The following is a 13634-nucleotide window of genomic DNA, read 5'->3' on the forward strand; positions in this document are numbered from 1 at the left end:
CCCGCCGCGCCGATCTAGCGCACGGCCTTGCGGCTCCACGGCCAGCGGAAGGGCTTGCCCGATTTCAGCACGCTCTTCCTGAAGAAATTGGAAGCGACGCGCAGGATCAGCGCGACCCACAGCGCCTGCCAGGCGATCGCGACGAGATGCGGCCAGAGCGGCGCGACTTCGGCGGCGCGGGCGATCATCGCGAAGGGGCTGGTGAAGGGGAAGACGGCGGCGATGATCGCCTCGCGGCCATAGGGATCGCCGACGCCCAGCTGCGCGCCGAGGAAGAGGACGACCTGGATCATGGTCACGGGCATGGACAACGTCTGCACCTGCCGCACGGTCGAAGCCTGCGCGCCGATGCCGAGGAACGCCGCGCCGAGGAGCAGGTAGCTCGTCGTGAAATAGACGAGGCCCAACAGGATGAAGACCGGCCAGCCCACCGCGGGCGGGGGCGGGATCAGCGCCGCGCTGCCGCCGCCAAAGGCGTAGAGCGCGATGACGATGGTCGTAATCCACACCGCGATGCCGGTCAGCGAGATGGCGAGCATCGCAAACAATTTGCCGATGAAGATGCTGTCGACCGGCACGGCGGAGGCGAGCACCTCGATCGCCTTATTGCCCTTCTCTTCCAGCATCTGGGAGAGGAGCATGCCGGCGAGCAGGATGGTGACGAAGAAGAGGAGGAGCTGGCCCATGCGCGCGGTCAGCGCCTGCGCGAAGCTGCGGCTCGAGGCCGATTGGCTGCGGGTATTGACCTCGAGCGGGGGGCCGGTGGCATCGGGCGGGGCGCCTTCCAATGATGCGCGGCGCGCCTCGTTAATAAAGGCGCCGAGATGACGCGCGGTGCCCGAGCCTTCGCCGAGCGTGCCGGTGAGGACGGGCGCCTCCAGCCCGCCGTCGAGGACGCCGAGAATGGGACGCTCGGTGCGCGCCAGCAGCGCCTCGCGCTGCGCATCGAGATCGCCTTCGGGGTCGACCTGTTCGAGGGTCACGAAGCCATCGCCCGGCGCGAAGGGGGTGAAGCGCTCCTGCGCCTCGTTCAGTGCCGCGACCTCGGCGGCGGTGCCGATGACCGCGACGATGCGCTCATTGTCGCTGTCGGCGATATTGGTGCCGACCGCGCCGAACAGGACGCCGATACCGATCGGGAAGAAGGGGCCGATGAGGAAGAAAAGAAACGTCTTCGACAGGACGGTCGCGAAATAGTCGCGGCGGCCGATGACGAAGGCGGCGCGGATGATTTCCTTCATGCCCGGGCATCCTTTTTCATCTGGGCGGCGACCGCCTCGCCCGCGATGGCGACGAAAGCATCGTGCAGGCCGGGGCGCTCGATCGACAGCGTGTCGATGCCCGCGCCATGGTCGATCAGGCTCTTGAGCATTTTCTCGGGGCCCGCTTCGGGCAGCTCGAAATGGAATTCGCAGCCCGACTGGCGGGCGCTGTCGGGCAGGTCGGCGCGCCAGGGGCCATCGGGGGTTCGGGTGCGCAGGTTGACGATGGGGCGCAGCCGGTTGCGCGCCTCGTCGACCCCGCCCTCGAAGGCGATCCTGCCATTGGCGATGATCGCGACCTTTTCGCACAGGCGCTCGGCATGGGCGATGACATGGGTGGAGAAGATGACCGTCGTCCCCTCGGCGGCGAGGCGGCGGATGAGGTCTTCGAGCTTGCCCTGGTTGATTGCATCGAGGCCCGAGAAGGGCTCGTCGAGGACGACCATGCGCGGATGGTGGACGATGGTGCCCAAGAGCTGGACGGTCTGCGCCATGCCCTTGGACAAGGAACGGATCGGGGCCTCGATCCAGTCGCCAAGGCCGTGGCCGTCGAGCAGTTCGACGGCACGCGCGCGCCCGGTTTTCAGCGGCAGGCCGCGCAGCGCCCCCATGAAGGCGATGGCCTCCCTGCTGCTCATCGCCGGATAGAGGCCGCGTTCCTCGGGGAGGTAGCCGACGTCATGCGCGACCTTCAGCGGTTGCCGGTTGCCGAGCAGCGTGCGGTGTCCCTCGTCGGGGTCGATGATACCCAGCATCATGCGCAAGGTCGTCGTCTTGCCCGCGCCATTGGGGCCGAGGAAGCCGTAGATCGATCCCGCGGGCACCGACAGGCTGGCGCCGTCGACGGCGGTCTTGCCGTCGAAGGTCTTGACGAGGTCGGTCGCTTCGGCGGCGAGAGGCGTGGCGTTCATCCCTCAATTTGGTAAGGGCTGGAGCCGTGATGGCAAGCCTTGAAACCCGGATCGAGGAAGAAGCGCGGCGGCTCGGCTTTGCCGCTTGCGGCTTCGCGCGTGCCGATGCGGCCGACGATGCGGGCGAGGAATTGCGCGCCTTCGTCGCCGAGGGGCGGCATGGCGACATGGGCTGGATGGAAGAGCGGCTGCACCACCGCGTCGGCGTCAAGGCGCTGTGGCCCGAGGCGAAGAGCGTCATCGCCCTGGGGCTGAGCTATGCGCCCGACCGCGACCCGCGGTGGCTCGAAGACCATCCGACCAAGGGGCGGATCAGCGTCTATGCGCAGGGCGCCGACTATCACAAGCTGGTGAAGCAGAAGCTGAAGGCCTTGGCGCGCTGGCTGGTGGCCGAGGCGCCGTGCGAGGTGAAGGTGTTCGTCGACACCGCGCCGGTGATGGAAAAACCCCTCGCCGCCGCTGCCGGGGTGGGCTGGCAGGGCAAGCACACCAACTTGCTCAACCGCACCCATGGCAACTGGCTGTTCCTCGGCATCATCTATACGACGCTGGAGCTGGCGCCGAGCGCGCCGGCCAAGGTGCATTGCGGCAGCTGCACCGCCTGCATCAAGGATTGCCCGACGGGCGCGATCACCGCGCCGCACCGGATCGATGCGCGCAAATGCATCTCCTATCTCACCATCGAGCATCCCGGCCCGATCCCGGAAGACTATCGCGAGGCGATGGGCAATCGCATCTATGGCTGCGACGATTGCCTGTCGGCCTGTCCGTGGAACCGCTTCGCCGACGGCGCCCAGGGCCATGAGAAGTTCGCGCCCCGCCCCGAACTGGTCGCCCCCGCGCTGGCCGATCTGTTGCAATTGGACGATGCGGGGTTTCGCGAGATGTTCGCAGGTTCGCCGATCAAGCGCATCGGGCGGGGGCGTATGGTCCGCAACTGCCTTATCGCGGCCGGTAACAGCAAGGAGAAAGGCCTGCTCGAGCAGGTCGAGCCGCTGACCCGCGATGCCGATCCGGTGGTCGCCGAGGCGGCGCGCTGGGCCAAGGGGCGGTTGGCGCGCTAGTTGGCGGCTTCCAGTGCGCGGATGCAGGCGGTGCGATCGACCTCGTCGCCGCCGGGTCCGCGCGCCTCGACATGCGCGGTCTCGGTGCCGCCGCGACCATTGGGGTAGAGATAGGCGTCCAAGGTGCAGCCCGCCGTCTTCCATTGCAGCATCAGGCTGTCGCCCTCGGGCACCTGCAGGCTGGGCGCGCCGAAGCGTGACAGGAGGCTCGCCGCGCCCATGCCGAGGAGGCTCCCCGCGCTGGCGGGCGCGGTGGCGGCGACGAGCGAATAATTGGCCGACGGGGTCGGCGGCGCAGCGGAAGTGGCGCGGCTGCCGCAGGCCGACAGCGCGGCGGCGGCAAGCAGCAGGGGAAGGGCGAGACGCTTCATGAGACGAAGCCTATCCACGGCTCGTCGCGCGACGCAAGCGCCTTCGGTTCGGACGCCTTTTCCTTGCGCTGGAACGGGCCAGCGCATAGGGGCGCTGCCATTCCTTTTTCATTCAAGGCAAGTTTCATGACCCAGCCCCGCCTCGACGTGCTCGCCATCGGCAATGCGATCGTCGACGTCATCGCCGATGCGAGCGACGAATTTCTTGACCAGCAGGATCTCGACAAGGGCGGCATGCGCCTCATCGACGAGGCCGAGGCGGAGCGGCTCTACGGACTGATGGGCGCGGGCCGCGAGATTTCGGGCGGCTCGGCGGGCAATACCGCCGCCGGCATCGCCGCGCTCGGCGTCAAGGCAGGCTTCATCGGGCAGGTCGCCGACGACCAGCTGGGGCAGATCTACAAGCATGACATCGAGGCCGCGGGCGTGGACTTCATCGTGCCGCCGTCGAGCGAGGTGGACGCCGCCACCGCGCGCTGCCTCATCCTCGTCACCCCCGATGCGCAGCGCACCATGAACACCTTCCTCGGCGCCGCGCAGGAACTGCCGGCGGGCGCGATCAGCGATGAAGCGGTGGCCGATGCCTCGATCCTCTATCTCGAAGGCTATCTGTGGGACCCGCCCGGGCCGCGCGCGGCGATGGAAAAGGCGATCGACGCGGCGCGCGCCGCGGGCCGCAAGGTCGCCTTCACCCTGTCCGACACCTTCTGCATCTCGCGCCACCGCGGCGATTTCGTGCGGCTGCTGGATGAAGGCAAGATCGACGTGCTCTTCTCCAACGAGGAAGAAGCAAAGGCGCTGGCCGACAAGAGCGACCTCGACGAGGCGGTCGAGTGGATCGCGCCCAAGGTCCCGCTGCTCGTCGTGACGCGCTCGGAAAAGGGCGCGATCGCGGTCGAGGACGGGCATCGCGCCCGCGTCGGCGCACAGCCGATCAAGGCGCTGGTCGACACTACCGGCGCGGGCGACCTGTTCGCGGCGGGCTTCCTTGCCGGGTTGGCGCAGGAGCGCGACCTCGAGGCGTGCCTCAAGATGGGCGCGATCGCGGCGGCCGAGGTGATCCAGCATTATGGCGCCCGTCCCGAAGAGGATCTGCGCGCGCTGGTCGCGAAGAAGCTGGCCTAGACCAGCGTCGCTAAAAGAGAAAAAGAAAGGCCCGGCGGGAGTGGATCCCGCCGGGCCTTTTTCTTGGCGCTCGGTCGCTGTGTCCTAGCCCAGAAGGCCCGGGAACAGGCCGAACAGCAGCACCAGCCCGACCGCGACCGGGCACAGCCAGGCAATGAGGAAGCGCCACAAGGCGAACATGCCGTTCGACAGGCCGGTGGCCGCCTTCATCATCTTCTGGTCGGCCTTCCAGCCGATGAAGATCGACAGGATCATCACGCCGACCGGCAGCATGATCTTGCCGGTGAAGCCGTCGATCGTGTCGAGGATGTCGGCATTTTCGAACAGGCCCCAGAAGCCCAGCGGGCGCACGTCGGCAAGGACGTTGTAGCCCAGCAGCGCGAACACGCCGAGGCCGAAGGCGCCGATGCCGAAGATGGTGGCCGAGGTGAAGCGGGTCCACTTCATCTCGCCCTTGCCCCAGGCAGTCGGCACTTCGAGCAGCGAGACCGAACTGGTCAGCGCGGCGACGAAGATGAGGAGGAAGAAGAGGAGGCCGATGAGCGCGCCGCCCGGCATCGACTGGAAGGCGACCGGCAAGGCCTGGAAGACGAGCGTGGGCCCGCCCGCCGGATCGAGCCCCGCCCCGAACACGATCGGGAAGATCATCAGGCCCGCGATGAGCGCGACGCCGGTGTCGGCCATCGCGATGGTGGCCGCCGTGCCCCCCAGCCCGCCCTTCTGCTTGATGTAGCTGCCGTAGGTGATGAGGCCGGCGACGCCGAGCGAGAGCGAGAAGAGCGCCTGGCCGAGCGCCTCGTTCATGACCTGCGGGGTGAGCTTGGAGAAATCGGCGGTGAAGAGGAAGGCGGTGGCTTCCTCGAAATTGCCGGCAAAGGCGCCATAGATGGTGATGCCCACGAGCAGCGCGAAGAAGATCGGCATGAGGATCGTCGCCGCTTTCTCGATGCCCGCATGGACGCCGCGGCTGACGACGAACCAGGTCACGCCCATGAACAGCGCATGCATGGCGAGCAGCATTTTCCAGTCGCCGAGCAGGCCGCCGAGACGGGCCTGGATCTGGTCGATACTCTCGCCCGCGAAGGCCCCGCCCAGGGGATCGCCGCGGCCGATGGCGCTGACGAGCTCGCCGCCCATCACGCCCGCATAATAAAGCACCCAGCCGGCGACGACCGAGTAGAAGGAGAGGATGAGGAAGGCGCCGATGGTGCCCAGCGTCGCGGTGATCGACCAGCCCTTTGACGCGTTGGAGCGATCCGCGACCTCGCGCACCGAGCCGACCGCGTCGGTCTGGCCGATGCGCCCGGTGGTGATCTCGGCGAGCACGAGCGGCAGGCCGAGGAGTAGGACGAAGGCGACATAGACGAGGACGAAGGCGCCCCCGCCATTTTCGCCCGCGAGCGTGGGGAAGCGCCAGATGTTGCCGAGGCCGACGGCGGCGCCGACGGCGGCGAGAATGAAGGCACTGCGGCTGGACCAGCCTTCCTTGGCCGATGCGCTGCCCATGGCGGCTCCCTTGGAAACCATCTGATCCTCCCCGGTTAAATACTGTTGGTGCGACGTGGTAACGGGCAAAGGCGCGCCCGCCTAGGGGCTTGGACGCGCCGCTCGTCGAAAACTATTTGCAGAGCATGGGCCCCAAAGGCTCGCCCGCGAACAAATGGACGTGGAGGTGCGGCACCTCCTGGCCCGCGCGCTGGCCGACGTTGGCGAGCATGCGATAGCCCTGCTGTTCCATCCCGCGTTCGCGCGCGACCTTGCCGACAAGGCGGACGAAATCGAGGATTTCCTCGTCCGACGCCTTGGCAGTGAAATCGTCCCAGCTGACATATTTGCCCTTGGGGATGACCAGGATGTGATGCGCCGCCAACGGGTTGATGTCGTGGAAGGCGAAGCTGTGTTCGCTCTCGGCTTCCTTGTGGCAGGGCAGCTCCTCGCGCAGGATCTTGGCGAAGACATTGTCGTCGTCATAAGGGGCAGTGGCATCGATGGGCATGAGGTTGGCGATCCAATCGTCTAGTGTTCCCCTTGACCCATCGCGCATGCGGGTTCACGAGGCAAGCCATGACCGACGACACGCCCGAAAGCCTGATTCCCTATGACGAGATCGTGCAGGAAGCGCTGCGCGCGGTGGTCGGGCGCGTCCTGACCAGCGTCGCCACGCAGGGCGGGCTGCCGGGCGGGCATCATTTCTACATCACCTTTCGCACGCGCCATCCCGGCGTCGACATCCCGGCGCATCTGGTCGAACGTTTCCCCGAGGAAATGACGATCGTCATCCAGCATCGCTTCTGGGATCTCGAGGTCGACGACCAGGGCTTTTCGGTGGGCCTCAGCTTCGGCGGGGTGCCGTCGAGCCTGCGCGTGCCGTTCGGCGCGGTGACCGACTTCGTCGATCCGGCGGTCGAATTCAGCCTCAAGTTCCAGGCCTCGGACGATATCGAGATCGAGACGACCGACGCGCCGGATCGCCCGGCGGCCGAGGCGAGCGAGGACGGCTCGAACGTCGTTGCGGTGGATTTCACGAAAAAGAAATAAGGCCAAAGGACAGCCGGTGGCTGTCCGACGTCTTGTTCCGGAGCGAAGCGGAGGCGCGGGCGTCCGCCTAGCGCAGCGGCAGGCGGATGCGGATGCGGCGACCGCCCTCGATGAGGTCGCGCGCCTGTTCGCCCTCCACCTTGGCGAGCTGGCGAGCGATGCAGCGGATCATCGCCTCGCTTTCCTCGACCGGCGGCGCATCGACCGCCTCTTCCTCCCAGTTGAGACACAGCGTGTCGCAGCCCTCGGGGCCGCTGCCCTGATCGACCGCCCAATCGAGATGGACGCGCCCGTCGCGGGTGCGCCACGCACCATGGTCATGCGCCCAGCGAGCGAGCTCGTGGACGATGAGGGTGAGCGGGGTGACGATACCATTGGCGAGGCGCACCGGCGGGCCGTCGCAGGAAAAGCTGGCGGGCGAGGGCAGATGGACGCCGACCACCGCCTCGATGAGGCGGCGCAGGTCGACGGTGAATTCGCCGTCATGATCGAGCCCGATGATATGGGCATTGGCGAGCGCGCCGATACGCTCGCGCGCATTGTCGAGGAGCGCGGCCTTGTCGTGGCTCTGCTCGGCGCTGGTCTCGAGCGATTCCTGGACGACGACGAACAGGTCGCGCACGCGGGTGCGCAGCTCGCGGTTGAGCATGGCCTGCCGCCTGGCCTCGCGCTCGAGCGCCGCTTCCTGCTGTTTCTGGACGGTGATGTCGGTGCCCGAGACGATGATCTCGACGACATTGCCGAGCGTATCGTAGATGGGCGCGGTCTTGCGGATGACGTGAATGATGCCCTGGTCGCCGAAACGGGCGGCGGTCTGGCGCGTGGTGGCCTTGCCTTCACGCGCGCGGGCGACATCCTCTTCCAGTTCGCGGGCGATGGCGGGGTCGTAGTTCCACCACTGACTTTCCCAGAAGATGGTGCCTTCGACATCTTTGAAATCGACCCCGGCGAGGTCGAGTGCGGGTCGGCCGCTTTCGATCATGCGCCCGTCGAGATCAAGCACGGCCACGAACGACACGAGCTGGTCGAACATCTGCTGGAGCCGACGATCGGCGCGCGTGTCCATCCTATCCCCCAAGCACCCCGCAGCGTCGCAAGGCCTGCGCATCATGGCATGGGCAGGCCTGCTGACAAGGCTTAATAATCGAACCGAACGGTGGACGCGCTACGAGGCCGAGGGGTGTTGACGGTGCGGTGCTCGACCAACGGGCGCGCAGTGTCGACCAACGGCGGTGGCGGACCGATCGCCGTCGCCCCTCAACCGCGTCCGCGCGTGCCGGTGCGGCCTTCCTTATAGGTCTTTTCGAGATATTCGATGATCTTGCCGGCAACGTCGATCTCGGTCGATTTCTCGAGGCCTTCGAGGCCGGGGGAGCTATTGACTTCCATCACCACCGGCCCCTGGTTGCCGCGCAGGATGTCGACGCCGCACACGCGCAGCCCCATCGTCTTGGCTGCAAGCGTGGCGGTCTTGCGCTCGATCGCGGTGATCTTGACCGGCTCGGCCGAACCGCCGCGATGGAGGTTGGAGCGGAAATCGCCCTCCTTGCCGGTGCGCTTCATCGCCGCGACGACCTTGTCGCCGACGACGAAACAACGAACGTCCGATCCGCCTGCTTCCTTGATGAACTGTTGGGTGAGGATGTTGGTGCCCACGCCCGCAAAGGCTTGGATAATCGATTCGGCCGCCTTCTGGGTCTCGCCCAGCACGACGCCGATGCCCTGCGTGCCCTCGAGCAGCTTGACCACGACCGGCGCGCCGCCCGCCATTTCGATGATTTCCTCGGCGCGGCTGGTCTGGTGCGCGAAGACGGTGACGGGGAGGCCCACGCCCTTGCGCGCAAGGAGCTGCATCGAGCGCAGCTTGTCGCGGCTGCGGCTGATCGCGACGCTCTCGTTGAGGGGGAAGACGCCCATCATCTCGAACTGCCTGAGGACCGCGGTGCCGTAGAAGGTCACGCTCGCCCCGATGCGCGGGATCACCGCGTCATATTTGGGCAAATCCTCGCCCTTGTAGCGGATCGTCGGCTTGTTCGAGGTGATGTTGATGTAACAGCGCAGGTGATCGATGATGTCGATCTCGTGCCCCCGCTGCTCGGCCGCCTCGACGAGACGCTGGTGCGAATAGAGCTTGGCGTTGCGGCACAGCAGCGCGATTTTCATTGACGAATCCCCTTGGACGGCTTGTTACGAGTCGCGAATGACAATGCAGGATCAACGAGCCAGCGTCCATTGAGTGCCTGCCGCCCGATCAACATGCGAAACCCCATGGTGTCGCGGTTGGTCAGCGTCAATTCGATCGGATAGGTCGCATCGCCCATGGCGAGATCGACGGCGATGACGAAGCGGCGCTGCTTCATGCCGTTCGACGAGGTGATGACGCGGGTGTCGAGCAAAGGACATTCGCAGGCGATCTCGTCCATATCGTTCTTCTGCTCGGGATGGAGGTTGAAGCGGACGTGCTCGACGCCGTCTTTCTTGAAATGATGCACGTTCCAGGCGTGGATCGCGCTGGTCTTCGCGCCGGTGTCGATCTTGGCCTTGATCGCGGCCACGCCGAGGCCGGGCAGGGCAACCCATTCGCGCCAGCCGACTATTCCACGATCCATATGCCTCGTCCCCTCGACAGTTGGCCCCCGCTTGGGCTAGCGCGCGCCCCAAAGTCAATTGGAGAGCATGATGAGCGATTTCCGTATCGAGAGCGACAGCATCGGCGACATCGAGGTCCCGGCCTCGGCTTATTGGGGCGCGCAGACCCAGCGCAGTCTGGAGAACTTCCCCTTCTCGGAGCGCGAGCGCATGCCGATGGGGATCGTCAAGGCGCAGGCCATCGTCAAGCAGGCCGCCGCGCGGGTCAATCGCAAGCATGGGCTCGACGAGGATCTCGCCGATGCGATGGAGGATGCCGCCCAGTCGATCATCAAGGGCGAGCGCGACGGCGAATTTCCGCTGACCATCTGGCAGACGGGCTCGGGCACGCAGACCAACATGAACGTCAACGAGGTGATCGCGGGCATCGCCAACGAGGCATTGAGCGGCCAGCGCGGCGGCAAGGAGCCGGTGCACCCCAACGACCATGTCAACAAGTCGCAAAGCTCGAACGACAGCTTCCCGACCGCGCTCCACGTCTCGGCGGTGCTGGCGACCGAGAACGAGCTGTTTCCCGCGCTCGACCGGCTCACTGCTTCGCTCGCCGCCAAGGCCAAGGAATTCGACCCGATCGTCAAGATCGGGCGCACCCATACGCAGGACGCCACCCCGCTCACGCTGGGTCAGGAGTTCTCGGGCTATGTCGCGCAGCTGGTGAGCGCTCGCAAACGCATCGAGGGGGCGATGAACGGGTCGCTTCGCAAGCTCGCCATCGGCGGCACCGCGGTCGGCACCGGCCTCAATGCGCCCGACCATTGGGCCGAGGACATGGCGAGCGCGATCAGCGACATCGCCGGCACCAAGTTCGAGAGCGCGCCCAACAAGTTCGCCGAACTGGCGGCCAAGGACGGCATGGTCTTCTACCACGGCGCGCTCAACAGCCTCGCGGTGGGCTTGAACAAGATCGCCAACGACATCCGCTTCCTCGGCTCGGGCCCGCGCTCGGGGCTGGGCGAACTCTCGCTGCCCGCCAATGAGCCGGGCTCCTCGATCATGCCGGGCAAGGTCAATCCGACCCAGAACGAGATGCTGACGATGGTCGCCGCGCAGGTCATGGGCAACCAGCAGGCGGTCACCATCGGCGGGGCGCAGGGGCATTTCGAACTCAATGTCTTCATGCCGCTCATCGGCTCGAACGTCTTGCGCTCGATCGAGCTGATGGCGACGGGTATGGTCAGCTTTGCCGAACGCTGCGTCGACGGCATCGAGGCCAACGAAGAGCGCATCAAGGAGCTGGTCGACCGCTCGCTCATGCTGGTGACCGCGCTGGCGCCCGAGATCGGGTACGATAATGCCGCCGCCATCGCCAAGCATGCGCACAAGAAGGGCCAGACGCTGAAGGAGGCGGGCCTCGAACTGGGGCTGGTCGATGAAGAGACCTTCGACCGCGTCGTGCGTCCCGAGACGATGATCGGGCGCTAGGCGTTCTTCGTCGCGGCGCGTTCCTCGGCCGCGCGGCCCTGCAGCGACTGGCGGTCGAGAGCGTCCTCGAGCGCGTCGATCGCCGCCATCAGGCCGGGCACCTCGGCGACCAGCGCGGCGGTGGCGCGCTGGTCGGCCTCCCATGTCGGCGCAAGACGCCGCACCACCGCCTCGCCCTCGGCGGTGAGGCGCAGGAGGCGGCGGCGCGCGTCCTCGGGGTCGGCCACGCCCTCGATCAGGCCCGCGCGTTCGAGCGCGCGGCGGGTCTCGCTGACCGAGGCATGGGTGATGCCGAGCCGTGCGGCGATGTCGCCGACGGTCGCTTGCCCAAGCAGGCGCAACTGGTTGACGATGCCGAACCAGCGCTGGCTGAACGTGACGCCGAGGTCGCGATAGATGGCGTCGGCCTCGCGATCGATCCGTTCTGACAGGCGGCGCAGTCGCCCGCCGAGCGCCTCACCGCCCGCTTCACGCAAATAGTCGCTTTCACCCGCCATTGACCTGCCTCCTGATAATATGTAGGCGCCTACATAATTTATCGGACAGGATATGTGAACCCATGATCTCGATTCTCCTGGCTGCCCTCGCAGGCTCCGCCCTTCCCGCCGACGCCGAGGCGACCTGCATTGATGCCGGGCCGACCATGCACGCCGTCGCCGACGCGCTGCGCAGCCGCTACGTCATCATCGACAAGGGGGCGGAGGCGGCGACGCGGATCGAGCAGCGCGTGGCGAGCGGGCAGTTCGACCGGATTTGCGGGGCGCCGGACGAGCGCGCGCGCACGCTCACGACCGGATTGCGCTTCCTGCTCCCCGACCAGCATTTGCGGATCGCCGCGGGCGCGCCGCAGGATCCCGACCCGCCCGCCGAGGCACCGCAAGACGCGCTCGAATATGGGCTCGGGATCGGCGAGGTGTCGCGCCTGCCGGGCGGCATCGGCTACCTTCGCATCGCGGCCTGGCTGCCCGTCGAATGGGTGCGCCCGCGCCTCGAATCGGCGCTCGACCTGCTGCGCGGCAGCAAGGCGATCATCATCGACGTGCGCGGCAATGGTGGGGGCGATGGCAATACGATGAACCTCGTGGCGCGCAGCTTCCTGCCCGCCGGCGCGCCGCAGACGCTGGTCGGCATGGACCGCAGCGGCGCGCCTCACGATTATATCGAGCCCGCCGAGCCTGCATGGGTGCGCTTCGCCTCCGACCTGCCGCTCGCGGTGATCATCGACGGCGATTCGGCGTCCGCCTCGGAGGCGCTGGCCTTCATTCTCCAGCAGGAAAAGCGCGCGACCATCGTCGGGCGACGCTCGGCGGGGGCGGCCTATGCGGTGATGGATGCGGTGGTGCTGCCCGGCGATTTCGCGCTCTATCTGCCCGAATATCGCGGGGTGAGCCGTTATGACGGCAGCGACTGGGAAGGTGGCGGCGTGGTCCCCGACGTCTGGGCCGGGGCGGGCGAAGAGAAGCTGACTGCCTGGGAGGTGCTGCGCGCCGCCACCGCGCCCGACACCGACTGATCGCGCCCCGTCGGCGCCGTTAAACGCGTTAACAGGCAGGCTTAACGATCAGTTGTTGCGCGGCGTCGGCCAACCGACAGGCCTGTTCATTTGCCTGCCAGCGCCTCTCTGTCATTGTTTCAAAACGGAACAACGACGGGGGCGCTTCAACAGCATCCCCGCACGAGATGGGGTGGGGACCTTTGAAAAAACGGATGATGCCGGCGCTTGCCGGAACGATGCTTGGCGCCATGACGATGCTGGGCAGCGCGCCCGCGATGGCAGCGGACAGCCAGGCGCAGGCGGCCACGGTGGCAGCGAGCGCGACCATGGCCGCTACGCCGAGCCCGCGCGCCTATGTCGATGTCGCGGCCTCGGCGGCGCTCTATTCGGTCGAGGCGGCGCGGCTTGCCAAGACCCGTGCGCGCAGCGCTGCGGTGCGCAATTTCGCCAAGAGCCAGGAAGCGAGTGGCTTCGGCATCGGTGGGCAGTTGAGCTGGGCCGGGCGGCGCGTCGATGCGCTGCCAGGCAATCGGCTGACGCGGACCCACCAGGTCATGCTCGACCGGCTGCGGCGCGCGCGCGATTTCGACGCGACCTATCTCGCCCAGCAGCGCGACCTCATCGAGACCATGCGGACCTTCCATGCGAGCTATGCGCGCAGCGGCGGGTCGGCCACGCTGCGCCCGGTGGCGCAGTTCGGCGCGCGGCGCATGGCGGCGCAGGCGGCGGCATTGCGGCTGGTCGACTAGGACGCGCTTGCCCCCCGCCGCCATGCCGATAGGATGGCGCTTGTTGCG

General features: G+C 67.0%; 16 protein-coding genes. 6 read left to right on the forward strand and 10 right to left on the reverse strand.

What is annotated here, in order from left to right; genetic code table 11:
* Nucleotides 1-14 precede the first annotated feature (14 nt).
* Together NUW51_RS11710 and NUW51_RS11715 are read right to left on the reverse strand one after the other, a co-directional pair.
* A complete protein-coding gene (locus tag NUW51_RS11710; protein WP_265587694.1) occupies nucleotides 15-1241 on the reverse strand; it encodes an ABC transporter permease in 1227 nt (408 codons plus the stop codon).
* Nucleotides 1238-2173, reverse strand: coding sequence for an ABC transporter ATP-binding protein (locus NUW51_RS11715; RefSeq protein WP_265587695.1), 936 nt, complete (start codon nucleotides 2171-2173; stop codon nucleotides 1238-1240). The genes NUW51_RS11710 and NUW51_RS11715 overlap by 4 nt, the downstream gene beginning before the upstream one ends.
* Nucleotides 2174-2202: 29 nt before the next feature.
* Here NUW51_RS11715 and queG point away from each other — a divergent pair, with 29 nt between their 5' ends.
* A complete protein-coding gene (gene queG, locus NUW51_RS11720) occupies nucleotides 2203-3237 on the forward strand; it encodes a tRNA epoxyqueuosine(34) reductase QueG (RefSeq protein ID WP_265587696.1) in 1035 nt (344 codons plus the stop codon).
* Here the strand turns inward: queG and NUW51_RS11725 are convergent.
* A complete protein-coding gene (locus NUW51_RS11725; RefSeq protein ID WP_265587697.1) occupies nucleotides 3234-3608 on the reverse strand; it encodes a hypothetical protein in 375 nt (124 codons plus the stop codon). The two genes, queG and NUW51_RS11725, sit on opposite strands and share 4 nt — an antisense overlap.
* A complete protein-coding gene (locus NUW51_RS11730) occupies nucleotides 3605-3736 on the reverse strand; it encodes a hypothetical protein (RefSeq protein ID WP_265587698.1) in 132 nt (43 codons plus the stop codon). The genes NUW51_RS11725 and NUW51_RS11730 overlap by 4 nt, the downstream gene beginning before the upstream one ends.
* Here NUW51_RS11730 and NUW51_RS11735 point away from each other — a divergent pair.
* Nucleotides 3735-4733: an adenosine kinase gene (locus NUW51_RS11735; protein WP_265587699.1), complete on the forward strand. Its 999-nt coding sequence runs from the start codon at nucleotides 3735-3737 to the stop codon at nucleotides 4731-4733. The two genes, NUW51_RS11730 and NUW51_RS11735, sit on opposite strands and share 2 nt — an antisense overlap.
* Before the next feature lie 84 nt (nucleotides 4734-4817).
* On the opposite strand, the gene NUW51_RS11740 is transcribed toward NUW51_RS11735, so the two are convergent.
* Together NUW51_RS11740 and NUW51_RS11745 are read right to left on the reverse strand one after the other, a co-directional pair.
* A complete protein-coding gene (locus tag NUW51_RS11740) occupies nucleotides 4818-6239 on the reverse strand; it encodes a sodium-dependent transporter (protein WP_265587700.1) in 1422 nt (473 codons plus the stop codon).
* 112 nt (nucleotides 6240-6351) lie between these two features.
* On the reverse strand, nucleotides 6352-6729 hold the full coding sequence (locus tag NUW51_RS11745) for an HIT domain-containing protein (RefSeq protein ID WP_265587701.1): 378 nt from the start codon (nucleotides 6727-6729) through the stop codon (nucleotides 6352-6354).
* 68 nt (nucleotides 6730-6797) lie between these two features.
* Here NUW51_RS11745 and NUW51_RS11750 point away from each other — a divergent pair, with 68 nt between their 5' ends.
* Nucleotides 6798-7271, forward strand: coding sequence for an SspB family protein (locus NUW51_RS11750; protein ID WP_265587702.1), 474 nt, complete (start codon nucleotides 6798-6800; stop codon nucleotides 7269-7271).
* A 67-nt stretch (nucleotides 7272-7338) separates the two neighbouring features.
* Here NUW51_RS11750 and NUW51_RS11755 read toward each other — a convergent pair whose 3' ends face one another.
* From NUW51_RS11755 to NUW51_RS11765, 3 genes are all read right to left on the reverse strand, one after another.
* The gene (locus NUW51_RS11755; protein ID WP_265587703.1) at nucleotides 7339-8337 is read right to left on the reverse strand and encodes a PAS domain-containing protein; all 999 of its coding nucleotides are present in this window, start codon (nucleotides 8335-8337) and stop codon (nucleotides 7339-7341) included.
* Nucleotides 8338-8528: 191 nt separating this feature from the next.
* On the reverse strand, nucleotides 8529-9434 hold the full coding sequence (gene rimK / locus NUW51_RS11760; RefSeq protein WP_265587704.1) for a 30S ribosomal protein S6--L-glutamate ligase: 906 nt from the start codon (nucleotides 9432-9434) through the stop codon (nucleotides 8529-8531).
* Entirely contained in the window at nucleotides 9431-9880 is a 450-nt protein-coding gene (locus tag NUW51_RS11765; RefSeq protein ID WP_265587705.1) for an ATP-dependent zinc protease family protein, read from the reverse strand. The genes rimK and NUW51_RS11765 overlap by 4 nt, the downstream gene beginning before the upstream one ends.
* A 70-nt stretch (nucleotides 9881-9950) precedes the next feature.
* Between NUW51_RS11765 and fumC the strand changes: the two genes are divergently transcribed.
* On the forward strand, nucleotides 9951-11342 hold the full coding sequence (gene fumC / locus NUW51_RS11770; protein ID WP_265587706.1) for a class II fumarate hydratase: 1392 nt from the start codon (nucleotides 9951-9953) through the stop codon (nucleotides 11340-11342).
* Here the strand turns inward: fumC and NUW51_RS11775 are convergent.
* Nucleotides 11339-11839: a MarR family winged helix-turn-helix transcriptional regulator gene (locus tag NUW51_RS11775; RefSeq protein WP_265587707.1), complete on the reverse strand. Its 501-nt coding sequence runs from the start codon at nucleotides 11837-11839 to the stop codon at nucleotides 11339-11341. The genes fumC and NUW51_RS11775 overlap by 4 nt on opposite strands.
* A gap of 62 nt (nucleotides 11840-11901) precedes the next feature.
* On the opposite strand from NUW51_RS11775, the gene NUW51_RS11780 reads away from it, so the two are divergent.
* Together NUW51_RS11780 and NUW51_RS11785 are read left to right on the forward strand one after the other, a co-directional pair.
* On the forward strand, nucleotides 11902-12855 hold the full coding sequence (locus NUW51_RS11780) for a S41 family peptidase (protein ID WP_265587708.1): 954 nt from the start codon (nucleotides 11902-11904) through the stop codon (nucleotides 12853-12855).
* Between the two features lie 194 nt (nucleotides 12856-13049).
* Nucleotides 13050-13586 (forward strand): DUF4142 domain-containing protein, encoded by a 537-nt coding sequence (locus NUW51_RS11785; protein ID WP_265587709.1) that lies wholly within the window; start codon nucleotides 13050-13052, stop codon nucleotides 13584-13586.
* Nucleotides 13587-13634: the final 48 nt, after the last annotated feature.

The sequence above is a fragment of the Sphingomicrobium arenosum genome (genome assembly GCF_026157085.1).
GTDB classification, from domain to species: Bacteria; Pseudomonadota; Alphaproteobacteria; order Sphingomonadales; family Sphingomonadaceae; genus Sphingomicrobium; species Sphingomicrobium arenosum.

Excerpts from the sequence above, each read along its gene's own strand:
- NUW51_RS11745 (WP_265587701.1), bottom strand. The coding sequence starts at position 6,729 with ATGCCCATCGATGCCACTGCCCCTTATGACGACGACAATGTCTTCGCC.
- NUW51_RS11785 (WP_265587709.1), top strand. The coding sequence starts at position 13,050 with ATGATGCCGGCGCTTGCCGGAACGATGCTTGGCGCCATGACGATGCTG.
- NUW51_RS11735 (WP_265587699.1), top strand. The coding sequence starts at position 3,735 with ATGACCCAGCCCCGCCTCGACGTGCTCGCCATCGGCAATGCGATCGTC.
- NUW51_RS11755 (WP_265587703.1), bottom strand. The coding sequence starts at position 8,337 with ATGGACACGCGCGCCGATCGTCGGCTCCAGCAGATGTTCGACCAGCTC.
- NUW51_RS11775 (WP_265587707.1), bottom strand. The coding sequence starts at position 11,839 with ATGGCGGGTGAAAGCGACTATTTGCGTGAAGCGGGCGGTGAGGCGCTC.
- NUW51_RS11725 (WP_265587697.1), bottom strand. The coding sequence starts at position 3,608 with ATGAAGCGTCTCGCCCTTCCCCTGCTGCTTGCCGCCGCCGCGCTGTCG.
- NUW51_RS11780 (WP_265587708.1), top strand. The coding sequence starts at position 11,902 with ATGATCTCGATTCTCCTGGCTGCCCTCGCAGGCTCCGCCCTTCCCGCC.
- NUW51_RS11730 (WP_265587698.1), bottom strand. The coding sequence starts at position 3,736 with ATGAAACTTGCCTTGAATGAAAAAGGAATGGCAGCGCCCCTATGCGCT.
- NUW51_RS11710 (WP_265587694.1), bottom strand. The coding sequence starts at position 1,241 with ATGAAGGAAATCATCCGCGCCGCCTTCGTCATCGGCCGCCGCGACTAT.
- rimK (WP_265587704.1), bottom strand. The coding sequence starts at position 9,434 with ATGAAAATCGCGCTGCTGTGCCGCAACGCCAAGCTCTATTCGCACCAG.
- NUW51_RS11740 (WP_265587700.1), bottom strand. The coding sequence starts at position 6,239 with ATGGGCAGCGCATCGGCCAAGGAAGGCTGGTCCAGCCGCAGTGCCTTC.
- queG (WP_265587696.1), top strand. The coding sequence starts at position 2,203 with ATGGCAAGCCTTGAAACCCGGATCGAGGAAGAAGCGCGGCGGCTCGGC.
- NUW51_RS11715 (WP_265587695.1), bottom strand. The coding sequence starts at position 2,173 with ATGAACGCCACGCCTCTCGCCGCCGAAGCGACCGACCTCGTCAAGACC.
- NUW51_RS11750 (WP_265587702.1), top strand. The coding sequence starts at position 6,798 with ATGACCGACGACACGCCCGAAAGCCTGATTCCCTATGACGAGATCGTG.
- fumC (WP_265587706.1), top strand. The coding sequence starts at position 9,951 with ATGAGCGATTTCCGTATCGAGAGCGACAGCATCGGCGACATCGAGGTC.
- NUW51_RS11765 (WP_265587705.1), bottom strand. The coding sequence starts at position 9,880 with ATGGATCGTGGAATAGTCGGCTGGCGCGAATGGGTTGCCCTGCCCGGC.